A 12,716-nucleotide genomic window follows, 5' to 3' on the forward strand; every position below is an offset into this window, starting at 1 on the left:
ATGCTCGCATCGCTGCGCCGTCGGGCGGTCGATGCCGTCGAGATCATGGACGGCCCGGACTGCGACCCGGAACGGCTCGACCGTACCTATGCCGATTTTCATGTCGTCAACCTCGCGGTGTCGGGCTGGCGCAGCATGTATTGCCGCAGCATCCGTCCCGGCCTGTCGACGACCAGGCCGAGCACGCTGCTCGATGTCGGGTCGGGTGGCGGTGATGTGTCGCGGTGTCTGGCCCGCTGGGCGGCGCGCGACGGCCTGCGTCTCGAGGTGACGGCGATCGACCCGGATGTCCGCGCGCACACCTGGGCGTCGGCACAGCCACCGGTGCCGGGACTCAGTTTTCGGCGAGCGCTGAGTTCCGAGCTCGTCGCCGAGGGTGCCCGGTTCGACTTCGTGGTGTCCAACCACGTGCTGCACCACCTCAGTGCCGCCGAACTGCAGGGATTGCTCGCCGACTCGCGGGCGCTCGCCCGGCGGGGGGTTCTGCACGCCGACATTGCTCGCGGACGGCTGGCCTACCTCGGCTTCTCGCTCGGCACCTGGCCGTTTTTTCGCCGGTCGTACATTCGGGCCGATGGGCTGACCTCCATTCGGCGCAGCTTTACCGCGGCGGAACTGCGCCGGGTCGCACCGGCGGGCTGGACGGTTCGCCGGGCGCATCCGTATCGGCTGGAACTGCGCTGGCGCGCGCCACGCGCAGCGGCCACTGCGACGGAAACCGCTGTGGGCACGGCACCGGATGCGTGACGTCATCGTGGTCGGCGGCGGCCCGGTCGGCATGCTGCTGGCCTGCCTGCTGGCCGCGGAGGGGCTCGACGTCGAGGTTCTCGAACAGCGCAGCGAACCATCACTGAGGTCGCGGGCGATCGGCATCCATCCGCCGTCGCTGCGCGTGCTGGCCCGCATCGGAGTCGCCGAGGCGCTCATCGAGCGGGCGGTACGCATCGAAGACGGGGTCGTCTGGTGCGACGGACGACGGCTCGGGCGCATGTCGTTCACGAGCGTCGGCGCGGAGTTTCCGTTTGTCGCCTCCCTGCCGCAGCACGAGACCGAGGCGCTGCTGCGGCAGCGGTTCGAGCAGCTGGCACCCGGGCGGGTGCGCGCGGGCGCAACCGTCACCGGTGTGAGGGAGCACGGTGTGAGTGGGCACGGTGTGAGTGGGCACGGTGAGCACGTACGGGTGCAGCTGCAGTGCGGCCCCGTACTGCAGGCGCGCTACGTCGTGGGCGCGGATGGCGCGCGCAGCGTCGTGCGCGCGGCCGCCGGCATCCGCTTCGCGAAGATCGGACCGCCCGCGACCTACCTGATGGGCGATTTCGCGGCAGAACCTCTCGCGAGTGAGCAGTTTTCGCACCACAACTCTGCGGGAAGCGCAGCGGGAAGCGCGGAAAATGCACACGCGCGGGCCGTGCTGTACTTCGAACGCGGGGGAGTGGTGGAGTCGTTCCCGCTGCCGGGTGGGCGCCGACGCTGGGTCGCGATGACCGATCGGTTGTCGCCGCAGGCATCGAGCGATGACCTGGCCGGCATCATCCGTTCGCGCACCGGGGCCGAGGTCGGTGCGGCACTCGGCCCGGCGAGCGCTTTCGGAGTGCAGCAGCACCTCGCCGCGCGACTGGTCGCCGGCCGCATCGCCCTGGTCGGTGATGCGGCCCACGAGATCAGCCCGATCGGCGGGCAGGGCATGAACCTCGGCTGGCTCGACGCCGCGCAGCTCGCCCCGGCGCTGCGGCGGGCGATCCTCCAGACGGATGCGCACGGTTCCGCCCTCGAAGACTACGACCGTCACCGACGGCGTACCGCGCGCACCGCCGCCGTGCAGGCCGGCTTCAACATGGCGATGGGCCGGCCCCTGACCGGTGTGCGGCTGATCGCCCGCAACACGCTCGTGCGCGCCCTCGCCCTGCCGCCGGCGAGTGCCGTGGTGGCCCGCGCCTTCACCATGCGCTGGCTCTGACCCGCCGGCACCGCCGGCGCGAGTGGCGAATGCAGGATGGATCGCCCGACACGCCGCATTTCATCCTGCTTTCGCCGACGAATGCTCAAATCGTCCTGTTTTCGCCACGGTCGATTCGTCGGGTTTAATTGAGACCGTGACTTCTGTACTGATCGAGCGGCTTCGGGCCGACCTCGCCGCCGCCAATTTCAGCGTGACCGCCCTGACCGGGTTATGGGGCGTCGAAGCGGATGCCGCCCTGCAGCGTAACCAGCGGGTTCCGGCCCAGCGTGGACTCGCCGCCCTGCGTCAGAAGCTCGGCCGCGTCGAACCCTCGGCGACGCTGGCCGAACTGTTCGTGCTCGGGCTGCCCGTGGCCCACGCGGACGTGGCCGCGGCCCTGCCCGCGCTGACCGTGGCCGGTGCCGAAGAACTCGGGCTCGTCTGCAGCCTCGTGCCCGCCGAGCCGGCCCGGGTGCGCCCGCTCGTCGAGCTGCGCCCGTACAGCTTTCTGGATGAGTTCGGTGCTGACAGCTGGTGGATCGTGAGCGACCTCGGCGAGCTGGCCCTCGGGCATCCGCTCGGCGAGAGCCACGTGCTCGGCATCGGCGGCGCGAGCCGCACCCTCAGCGGCCTGATCATGCCGACGCCGGCCGGCCGGGTGCTCGACCTGGGCACCGGATGCGGCATCCAGGCCATGCACGCCTCCCGCCACGCCGAACACGTCGTCGCGACCGACATCTCCGAACGTGCGCTCGAACTCGCCGCCCTCAATGCCGCCCTCAACGGCATCGACACGATCGAGTTTCGCCTCGGAAGCCTCTTTGAACCCGTCGCGGGGGAACGCTTCGACCACATCATCAGCAACCCGCCGTTCGTGATCACCCCGCGCACACCGGGGGTGCCGAGCTATGAGTACCGCGACGGCGGCCTCGTCGGCGACGCGCTCGTCGAGGCCGTCGTGCGCGGGGCGGCCGATCACCTGACCCCCGGAGGCGTTGCCCAGCTGCTCGGCAACTGGGAATACCGCGCCGCCGCGGCATCCGTCACCGACGCCTTCACCCGCCTCGAGGCCTGGCTCGACGCCCCCACTGCGGATGCCGCGCCGCTCGACGCCTGGATCATCGAACGCGAGGTGCAGCTGCCCTCCGAGTACGCCGAGACGTGGATCCGCGACGGCGGCACCCGCCCCGGCGCCGACTTTGACCGGCTCTACGGCGCCTGGCTCGACGACTTCGCCTCCCGCGGCGTGACGCGCGTCGGATTCGGCTACCTGCTGCTGCGCCGCCCCGCCGAGACCGGGCTGAGCGCGCTGCGCCGTCTCGAACGCCTGCCCGACGCCCTCGGCCACAACCCGACCGGGCTCGGCTCGCACCTGGCGGCGTGCCTGGCCGCCCACGACTGGCAGGCGGCGACGGATGACGCCCTGCTGCTGCGCGCGCACCTCACGGTGGCCTCCGACGTCACCGAGGAGCGGCACTTCTGGCCCGGGCAGGACGATCCGACGCTGATGACCCTGCACCAGGGCGGCGGCTTCGGCCGCGAGGTGGCCCTCGACACGGCGCTCGCCGCCCTGATCGGCGCCTGCGACGGCGATCTCAACGTCGGCGCCATCATCGGCGCGCTCGCGCAGCTGCTCGATGCCGAGGAGCCGGCCCTGATCGCGGAGCTGCTGCCGCGCATCCGCGAACTGCTCGACGACGGCTTCCTGCTGCCGCCCGCCTGACCCGACGCCGAGGGGCCGATTCTTCGCTCGCGCTCCTGCTCGCGCTCGCGCTCCTGCTCGCGCTCCTGCTCGTGCTCGCGCTCGCGCTCGTGGCGAATTCAGGAGATTCGGTCGGCCGAGACCGGCAAGCCGCCGGACCTGTGCGGCGGCTCGACGGTCACCCGCACGGTTTTCCTGAATTCGCCACGGGAGGGGGGTGCAGGTGCCGCGCGTGCGGCTCGGGGCTAGTTCTTCGGTGTCGCGCGGCGCAGCGCGAGGAACCCGCCGACCCCGGCGACGACGGCCGGCACCAGGAGCCAGGCGAAGATGCCGGCGATTCCCTGGGCGCCGAACCAGACGGACACCGGGACCCAGTTGCTCGTGAAGGTGATCACGGTGACCGTCGCCACGATGAGCAGGGCGAGGGAACTCCAGAACACGAGCATGCCGGGCATGCGCCAGCGCATGTAGATCGTCGCGATGGATGCCCCGATGAAGAACACCAGCAGCTGCATCACAAAGAACGAGAACAGGTCGACCCAGAAGCCGTCGAGCCCGAGCCAGAGGGCATTGAACATGTAGGTGTCAATCCACCAGCCTGAGGTCACCCGTTCCAGCTGCGTCAGCACCGCAAACGCGATCGCGTTGCCCGCCGAGATCAGTACGAACAGCAGAGCGGTTCCGAGGTAGAAGTCCCGCCGGGTCACCCCATAACCGAGTGCCAGCGGAAACCCGAACGAGATCGCCTGCACGCCGACCACGACCAGATACCACTGCGGGCTCATCACGGCCCAGCTGTACCGCTGGCCCTCGATCGCGTCCGCCGTGCCGAGGCCGCCGGTGGTAAAACCGATGATTTGCGCGATGAAGACCGTCACCACGAACGCGATACCCACGATCAGCCAGGGGATACCGATATACGTGCGGCGGTCGACGAGGTGCAGGCGCACCACGTTCCAGATGCGCGTTGCAGCGGATCGCGGGTGAGCGGATGCGGCGGTTGCCGGAAAACTATCGGTGAGAGTCATGCGCGTGTGCTCCAGGCATCGGTCGTACTCACGGTGGGTGTGTCGGTATCTGCGTTGGTGTCGCCGGGGTGGGCGGTGCCGCGACGGCGGCCGGAGCGGACAGTGGGGCGCTCGCTGCGAGCCGATTCACCGAATTCGGCTCCGGAGCGACTCGTGGTGCGCTGCACGATGAGTTGTTGAAGCGACACGGGGGAGAGTTCCAGACCGGCGGCCCGCGCGGCATCCCGCTCCGCGTCATCGAGGCCGGCCACGGTCACCGAGGCCAGTCCGCCGATACCATCTCGGGAGATGACGTCGCGGCCGGCCACGAAGGCGTCAACATCCGCTCTCTTACCGACGACGGTGCTCGCGCTGCCGCGCAGCTCCTCCGCGTCCTGGTCCATCAGGATGCGCCCCTCATCGATCACCAGAACGTGTTCCAGCAGGCTGCTGACCTCGTCGATCAGGTGGGTCGAGAGTATGACGGTGCGCGGATGCTGGGTGTAATCCTCGAGCAGGCGATCGTAGAAGATCTGCCGGGCCACGGCGTCGAGGCCGAGGTAGGGTTCGTCGAAAAAGGTCAGCGGTGCCCGCGAGGCGAGGCCGACGATCACGCCGACGGCCGAGAGCTGGCCGCGGGAGAGCTTCTTGATCGGTCGGTTCAACGGCAGCCGAAAGTCATCGACCAAGCGATCGGCGAAGGCCGCATCCCAGTTGGCGAAGAACCAGGGTGCGCTGGCAAGCACATGGTCGGCCCGAAAGCTGTCAGGGTACTTCTGGCTCTCCTTGATGAAGCAGACCTGCTGCAGCACTCGGGCGTTCTCGACGGGGGACTCGCCGAAGACCTCGAGCGCGCCGCTGGTCGCGAACTGCTGCCCGGTCAGCAGCTGCATGATCGTCGTCTTGCCCGCACCGTTGCGGCCGAGAAGGCCGTAGATCTTGTTGGCTTCGACGCTGAAACTCACGTCGTCGATGGCGGTGACCTTGCCGTAGCGCTTGGTCAGGCCGTCGACGCGTACGACGGGGGTGGTGGGGGATGCCGTGCTCGTCATGAGCGAATCGCCTCTTCCTGGATCGAACTCGATGTGGGGGTGTCGCGCACCATCTCGGCGACCTGCTGCGGGGTGATGCCGAGTTTGGCGGCCTCGCCGAGCAGTGGGGCGACGAATTTCGCCCGAAACTGTTCGGTGCGTGCCCCAATGAGCTGGGCGCGGGCGCCCGTTGCGACGAACATGCCGATACCTCGCCTCTTGTAGAGAATTCCGTCGTCCACCAGTCGGTTGACGCCCTTGCCGGCGGTCGCCGGGTTGATGCGGTAGAACGCGGCGAACTCGTTCGTGGAGGGCACCGGGCTCTCCTCGGCGATCGCGCCGTCGAGAATGTCATTCTCGATCTGCTCCGCGATCTGCACGAAGATCGGTTTGCTGGAGTCGATCACCGCTCGTCCGATCGGTTCGCTGGTTGGTTGGTCATGTAACTAACTAACTACCTTGGGCAGCGGATGTCAACCCCACCCCCAGAAATCGGCGCGCCGCGCCGTCAACTGTGCCGCTGTGCCCGTGCGGCTCTGCGGTACCCTTGAGCCATGGACCGGGCCGCATGATCACCCGCCGCACACTGCTCCTCGGCACGGCCTCCGGCCTCTCGGTGCTGGCGCTCGCCGGGTGCACGACCCCGGAGCCCGAGCCCACGCCATCCGTCACCGGCACCCCAACACCCACGCTCGTGCCGCAACCGCTGACGATGCGCCGCACGAACTGGGCCGGCGACGCCTTTGCCCGCGGATCTTTCAGCTTTGCCGCCGTCGGCGCCACCCCGGAGCATCGTGCCGCCCTGCGCGAACCCGTAGCTGACCGGGTCTTCTTCGCCGGCGAGGCGACCGCGATCAGTGAACCAGGCACCGTGCAGGGAGCCAGGGAATCCGGGCTGCGGGCCGCCGCCGAGGTCGAGGCGATCGCCGACCAGAGCGAGCGCATAGCCGTCATCGGCGCGGGCATGGCCGGACTGTCCGCGGCCCGGCTGCTCGTTGATGCCGGCTACGACGTGATCGTGATCGAGGCCCGCGACCGTACCGGAGGCCGAATCGACACCGTGACGGATGCCGACTGGCCGTTTCCGATCGAGCTCGGCCCGAGCTTCATCCGCTCGAGCGCGACCACCGACCTCGACGAGCAGCTGACCGTACTCGGCGCGGCGAGCCTGGAATTCACCACCGAGGCCGAGGTGCGCACCCGGGCCGGCACCGTGGTCGCCGTCGACCCGGTTGGCGCCGAGGCCGTGGCCGACGCGCTCGTCTGGGCCGCGGATCAGGCTCGGGATGTCTCGCTCGAGCGGGCCATCGTGGACTCCGGCAACGGCACGCTCTCGACGACCGTCGGCGACACCGGCGTCTCCCCGGCCGACTGGCTCGACTACGACCTCGCGACCGGCCTCAAGGTCACCACCGGCGCGGGCCCCGGCGAAGTGTCGGCCTGGTACGCGCCCGGCGCCCCGGCGACCAGCGATACGAGCACGGATGCGAACACCGACGCGACAGAGGATGCCCCGGCCGTGCCGCGCCTCGTGATCGGCGGCTACCGCAGCCTGCTCGACGACCTCGCGACCGACATCGACGTCGTCACGTCGAACGTCGTGACCCTCGTCGCCTACGACGATGACGGCGTGAGCCTGCGGCTCGGCGCCGGCGAATCACTGTCGGTCGACCGGGTCGTGGTCACGATCCCGCTCGGCGTGCTGCAGGACGAGGCCCTCGAATTCTCCCCGGCGCTGCCGTTCGCGCACCGCGGCGCGATCGCCGCCCTCGGCATGGGCGTGCTCGACAAGGTCTGGCTGCGCTTCGATGAGGCCTTCTGGTCGACGGATGCTCCGCTCTGGACCATCGTCGGCGGCGACCCGGATTTTGCCGTCTGGGTGAACCTGCTGCCGCTCACCGGGGAGCCGGTGCTCATGGGGGTCGTGGCCGCAGAGAATGCCGACCGGCTCTCACAATTCAGCGACGACGACTTTCTGGTCGCCGCGCTCAGCGCGCTCGAACCGTTCCTGGCCGCTCCATAAGGCCCGGCACGTCGGCCTCGGCGTGCGGGCCGGCGGCCGGCCGCACCTGGCCGCCGCGGCGAGCCAGCACGGCCATGCGCGGGCGCAGGCGGTGTGGTTTCATGCGCGTCGCGGCGGTCAGCAGTGCGGCGATCGCGGTGATGATCACCACGATGAGCACGTAGTAGAGGCCCGTTTCGAGCGGCCCACTGACCAACCGGGCGTCGAGAAAGAAGTACGGATACCAGCCGAGCAGATCGCCGCGAATCAGGGTGAAGATGAGCCAGAACACGGGAAAGATCAGCACCAGTCCGAGGTGTTTCCACGGCAGGCGGGCCTTGTCGGGGTCGACGAACCAATCGATGACCGCGAGCGCGGGAATCCAGAAATGCAGAATCTGGCTCGACCACGGAATCGAGATCGCATATGCGACATTCGCCGGCTGAAACGTGATGAGCGCATAGACGACGCCGGAGACCAGAATGTAGGTCGTGATGCTGACCCGCAGCATGTCGAGCCAGACCGGATCGGTCTCGGTGTGCAGTGCGCGCAGCCCGGCGAGCAGAAAAACCACGCAGCCCGCCATGCCGCTCTGCACGGTGAAGTAGCTGAAAAAGTAGCTCACGTAGAAGCCTGCGACCCCGAGCGTGAAGACGAAATACCCGATCAGGCCGCACAGCGCGAGGGCAGCAAGCAGCAGGCGCGCTACTCCAAATGCTCTGCGCACTCGATCTCCTTATCCGGCTGCGACCGAATACTCGCGCGCGGTCCTGCAGCTACGCTACGCCAGCCGCCACCCGAGTGGGTTTGCGCGCGTCAGGCCGAGCCGCGCCAGACGATCGGTGTCTGCAACAGGAGGCCTCCGACGGGTGTCGCCTCGCCGCGCAGTTGCTGCAGCACGAGTTCGGCCGCTCCCGCCCCCAGCCCGGATGCTGGTTGGTGCACGGTGGACAGTGGTGGTTGAGTGCGCCGAGCCCAGGCGCTGTCGTCGAAACCCACGACACCCACATCTTCGGGCACGCGGCGTCCCGCGTCCCGCAGGGCCTCGAGGGCGCCGGCAGCCACCGCGTCCGAGGCGGCGAAGACCCCATCAATCTCGGGCGAGCGCTGCAACAGTTCGCGCATGCCGGCCACACCCGCGGCATAGGCGTACAGCGGCACGCTGGCCACGAGATTTGAGTCGAAGGCGTCGCCGAGGGCATCGGTAAAACCGGCGAGGCGGTCGGCACCGGAATCGCGGTCCAGCGCGGCGGCGATCATGCCTACCCGGCGCCGGCCGGTGTCGAGCAAACGCTCGGTCAGGGCGCGCGCCGATGTGCGGTTATCGATGCCCACGAACGGTAAGTCGCGCAGATCAGGCGGATGCCCCACAAAAGCGGTCGGCAGGCCCAGCTTCTCGACGACCCGGGTGATCGGGTCGTTCTGCCGCGCCGACACGATGATCACACCGTCGACAAAACCGCCGCTGAGGTACCGGGCCACCCGGGCCGTGTCGCGGTCGGAATCGATGATCAGACACACCATCTGGTAATCAGCGTGGGAGAGCGCCGTATTGGCACCGAGCAGGATGTCCCCAATGTTGGGGTCTTCGAGAAACAGCGAGTGCGGCTCGTGCACGATGAAGCCCACGGCCTGAGAGCGCTGCATGACGAGACTACGGGCGGCATTGTTGGGCACATAGCCGACTTTTTCGATGGCGGCCTCGATGGCAGCGCGGGCGTTCGCGGAGACGTAGGGTTCGTCATTGACTACACGGCTGACCGTGCCGCGGGAGACTCCGGCCTCAACGGCCACATCGTGAATCGTGGCGCGTTTGCGTCGGGCCGGAACGCTCACCATTGGATACCCATTTATTGACTGTATCGAACCGGAGCCTTGACAGCGGCGTCGGGATCTGTTTATTCTGTGTACGTTCACAGACTCTCAATGAGGAGTTGTTGCTCCCCAATCTGTGCACGTTCACAGAACTGCCTGCCGTCGGCGCAACACGCCCGAGCGGATACGCCTCAATGGGGAGCCATGACCATCCACGAACTCACGCACACGGCCCTCGCGACGATCACCGCACCGGCCGCGCACCGGCCGGTCTTCGTGCACCCCGGCCTCGCCTACGGTTGCGACTACAACCCGGAGCAATGGAGCCCGGAACTCTGGCCCGAAGACGTGCGCCTGATGCGCGAGGCCGGCGTCGACCTCGTGGCCATTAACATTTTCGGCTGGGCACAGCTCGAGCCGCGCGATGGAACGTTCGACTTCTCCGCCCTCGACACAATCATCGACCTGCTGCACGCCGGCGGAATTCGCATCAACCTGGGCACCGGCACCTCGTCGCCGCCGCCGTGGCTCACGACCCTGCACCCCGAGATCCTGCCCGTGACCGACGACGGCACCCGCCGCTTTCCCGGCGGTCGCCAAGCCTGGTGCCCCAGCTCGCCCGTTTTTCGAGAGCGCGCGTTCGCCCTCGTGGAACGGGTCGCCGAACGCTACGGGCGGCATCCAGCTGTCGCGCTCTGGCACGTGTCCAACGAGTTGGGCTGCCACAACGCGCTGTGCTACTGCGACTCATCGGCTGTCGCGTTCCGGCGCTGGCTGGTCGCCCGCTACGGTTCCGTTGCCGCCCTGAACGCGGCCTGGGGTACCTCCTTCTGGAGTCAGGCCTACGGGGACTGGGCAGAAGTACTGCCGCCGCTGCAAACCCTCTCCAGCCGCAACCCAGGCCAGGTGCTCGACTTTCACCGCTTCAGCTCCGATGAATTGCTTGACCACTACCGTGGCGAGCGTGACATCATCCGCCGACACAGCGCCGTGCCCGTTACGACGAACTTCATGGTCACCGCGCACATTCAGAATCTCGACTACTGGAGTTGGGCGCCGCACGTGGACATTGTGGCCAACGACCATTACCTCGACCACCGCCTGGCCGACCCCACGACCGAGCTGGCCTTTTCGGCCGATCTGACGCGTGGGCTGGCCGGGGGAGCGCCCTGGCTGCTGATGGAACAGTCCACCGGGGCGGTTAACTGGCAGCCGCACAACCTCGCCAAGGCCCCCGGCCAGATGACCCGCAACTCCCTCGCCCATGTGGCGCGCGGGGCCGAAGCGGTCTGCTTCTTTCAGTGGCGGGCATCCGTTCAGGGCTCCGAAAAGTTTCACTCGGCCCTGCTGCCGCACGCCGGCACCGACACCGCACTCTGGCGTGAGGTCGTCGACCTCGGCGCGACACTGAACCGGCTCAGTGAGATCGTCGGTACCGTCGTCGATGCGCACATCGCCCTGATCTTCAGCTGGCCGGCCTGGTGGTCGGGCGACGGCGAATCCCGTCCCTCGCACGAAGTGCGCTACCTCGAGCAGGTGCACGCCGTCTATACGGCTCTGCACCAGCTCGGACACACCGTGGACATCGTCTCGCCCGACGCCGAACTCGGCGGCTACCGGCTGGTCATCGCCCCCAACCTCTACATGGTGTCCGACCGGCAGGCCGCCAACCTCACCGACTACGTCGCCGCCGGCGGCCACGCGGTCGTCACGTTCTTCAGCGGCATCGTCGACGACGACGACCGAGTGCGCCTCGGCGGCTACCCCGGTGCCTTCCGTGACCTGCTCGGCGTCACCGTCGAGGAATTCACCCCGTTGCTGCCCGGCGACAGCGTGACCCTGGACTCGGGCGCTCGCGCTTCGCTCTGGACCGAGCGGCTGCGCACCACGAGCGCCGTGGCCATCGCCCGCTACGTCGACGGCCCGTTGCCGGGCGTGCCCGCGATCACCCGTAATGATCACGGTCGGGGAACGGCCTGGTATCTCGCGACAGCCCTCGCCCCGGAGGCGTTGCGCGTTGCGATGCGCACGGTGGCCACCGGCGCCAACCTCACCGCCATCGGCCCGGAGGGCGATGGCACCATCGAGGTGGTGAGGCGTCGCGCGACGGTCGGCAGCCCCGGGCCAAGCTACCTTTTCGTGATCAACCACGGCGAGCAACCGGCCATTGTTCCGGCCCATGGCCGTGAGCTGGTCACCGACGTTCAGATCAGCCTCACCGTCAGCGTTCCGGCCGGAGCCGTGCGCGTCATCAGAGAGGACCCATCCGCATGAGCGCAACCGTCGATCTGGCCCCCACCGTGCCCCGAGCGGATGCTCCGCCCCGGCCAACGAAGCCCCGCGGCCGAGCCCGGGTGCAGCATCCGCTCGCCATCGTCATCTTCGTGGTGCCGTTCGGAATTCTGTTCTCGCTCTTCTACCTCGTGCCGATCGGCTACGCGATCTACCAGTCGTTGCTCGTCATCGAACGGGAGGGCACCTTCGGGGAGGCCCGCGAGGTGTTCGGCGGGCTGACCCAGTATGTGCTCGTGTTTCAGAACGGGCCGTTCTGGGAATCCATCGCCCGGGTGCTGACCTTCGGGGCCGTGCAGGTGCCGATCATGCTCGGCCTCGCCCTGCTGTTCGCCCTGCTGCTGGATTCACCATTGCTGCGCGGCAAGCGCTTTTTTCGCCTCGCATTCTTCGTGCCCTACGCCGTTCCGGGCGTCATCGCGGCCATCATGTGGGGGTTTCTCTACTCGCCGAGCCTGTCGCCGTTCAGCGCGGTCACGAGCAACATCAACTTTCTCTCGGCCGACCTGGTTTTGTGGGCCATCGCCAACGTCGTGACCTGGGTTTTCGTGGGCTACAACATGCTCATCATCTATTCGTCGCTGTTGGCCATTCCCGCCGAGCTGTACGAAGCGGCCCGGCTCGACGGCGCCGGCCAGCTGCGCATCGCCTGGGCGATCAAGATCCCGCTGATTCTGCCGGCCATCACGCTCACGGCGATCTTCTCCATCATCGGAACGCTGCAGTTGCTCGCCGAACCGCAGGTCTTCCGCAGCTTCAGCAGCGCCGTCACGAGCACCTTCACCCCGAACCTCACCGTGTACTCGACCTCCTCGATCCCGAACTTCAACCTGGCGGCTGCCTTCTCCGTCGTGCTGGCCCTCGCCACGTTCATCCTTTCGTTCGCGTTCCTGAAGTTCACCCAGCGAAAGGACGAGAAATGAGCCGC

The 12,716-nt window shown here is 68.1% G+C and carries 11 protein-coding genes; 6 read left to right on the forward strand and 5 right to left on the reverse strand.

The features are described 5' to 3' along the window. The 3 genes from E3T55_RS09835 (at nt 1) to E3T55_RS09845 (ending at nt 3,662) form a co-directional block, all read left to right on the forward strand. Nucleotides 1–747 carry a class I SAM-dependent methyltransferase gene (locus E3T55_RS09835; protein WP_134519394.1) on the forward strand — a complete coding sequence of 249 codons (747 nt, stop codon included), beginning with the start codon at nt 1–3 and terminating at the stop codon, nt 745–747. Further along, nucleotides 740–1,957, forward strand: coding sequence for an FAD-dependent oxidoreductase (locus E3T55_RS09840; protein WP_134519395.1), 1,218 nt, complete (start codon nt 740–742; stop codon nt 1,955–1,957). Before E3T55_RS09835 ends, E3T55_RS09840 begins: the two co-directional genes overlap by 8 nt. A gap of 136 nt (nt 1,958–2,093) precedes the next feature. Continuing rightward, a complete protein-coding gene (locus E3T55_RS09845) occupies nt 2,094–3,662 on the forward strand; it encodes a DUF7059 domain-containing protein (RefSeq protein ID WP_241992994.1) in 1,569 nt (522 codons plus the stop codon). 224 nt (nt 3,663–3,886) lie between these two features. Here E3T55_RS09845 and E3T55_RS09850 read toward each other — a convergent pair whose 3' ends face one another. The 3 genes from E3T55_RS09850 to E3T55_RS09860 are packed head-to-tail and all read right to left on the reverse strand — an operon-like array spanning nt 3,887 to nt 6,086. Continuing rightward, nucleotides 3,887–4,669 (reverse strand): hypothetical protein, encoded by a 783-nt coding sequence (locus E3T55_RS09850; protein WP_134519396.1) that lies wholly within the window; start codon nt 4,667–4,669, stop codon nt 3,887–3,889. After that, on the reverse strand, nt 4,666–5,700 hold the full coding sequence (locus E3T55_RS09855) for an ABC transporter ATP-binding protein (protein ID WP_134519397.1): 1,035 nt from the start codon (nt 5,698–5,700) through the stop codon (nt 4,666–4,668). The genes E3T55_RS09850 and E3T55_RS09855 overlap by 4 nt, the downstream gene beginning before the upstream one ends. Continuing rightward, nucleotides 5,697–6,086, reverse strand: a complete 390-nt coding sequence (locus E3T55_RS09860) for a GntR family transcriptional regulator (protein WP_134519398.1) — start codon at nt 6,084–6,086, stop codon at nt 5,697–5,699. The genes E3T55_RS09855 and E3T55_RS09860 overlap by 4 nt, the downstream gene beginning before the upstream one ends. A 161-nt stretch (nt 6,087–6,247) precedes the next feature. Between E3T55_RS09860 and E3T55_RS09865 the strand changes: the two genes are divergently transcribed. Then, nucleotides 6,248–7,702: a flavin monoamine oxidase family protein gene (locus E3T55_RS09865; protein WP_134519399.1), complete on the forward strand. Its 1,455-nt coding sequence runs from the start codon at nt 6,248–6,250 to the stop codon at nt 7,700–7,702. Here the strand turns inward: E3T55_RS09865 and E3T55_RS09870 are convergent. Both E3T55_RS09870 and E3T55_RS09875 read right to left on the reverse strand, forming a co-directional pair. Then, complete coding sequence (locus tag E3T55_RS09870) at nt 7,668–8,408, reverse strand: Pr6Pr family membrane protein (protein WP_134519400.1); 741 nt, start codon at nt 8,406–8,408, stop codon at nt 7,668–7,670. The genes E3T55_RS09865 and E3T55_RS09870 overlap by 35 nt on opposite strands. An 89-nt stretch (nt 8,409–8,497) precedes the next feature. Further along, nucleotides 8,498–9,520, reverse strand: a complete 1,023-nt coding sequence (locus E3T55_RS09875; protein ID WP_134519401.1) for a LacI family DNA-binding transcriptional regulator — start codon at nt 9,518–9,520, stop codon at nt 8,498–8,500. A 180-nt stretch (nt 9,521–9,700) separates the two neighbouring features. Here E3T55_RS09875 and E3T55_RS09880 point away from each other — a divergent pair, with 180 nt between their 5' ends. Then, complete coding sequence (locus tag E3T55_RS09880; protein WP_134519402.1) at nt 9,701–11,770, forward strand: beta-galactosidase; 2,070 nt, start codon at nt 9,701–9,703, stop codon at nt 11,768–11,770. Next, nucleotides 11,767–12,711 carry a carbohydrate ABC transporter permease gene (locus tag E3T55_RS09885; protein WP_134519403.1) on the forward strand — a complete coding sequence of 315 codons (945 nt, stop codon included), beginning with the start codon at nt 11,767–11,769 and terminating at the stop codon, nt 12,709–12,711. Before E3T55_RS09880 ends, E3T55_RS09885 begins: the two co-directional genes overlap by 4 nt. Nucleotides 12,712–12,716 lie beyond the last annotated feature (5 nt).

It is taken from the genome of Cryobacterium frigoriphilum, assembly GCF_004403305.1.
GTDB classification, from domain to species: domain Bacteria; phylum Actinomycetota; class Actinomycetes; order Actinomycetales; family Microbacteriaceae; genus Cryobacterium; species Cryobacterium frigoriphilum.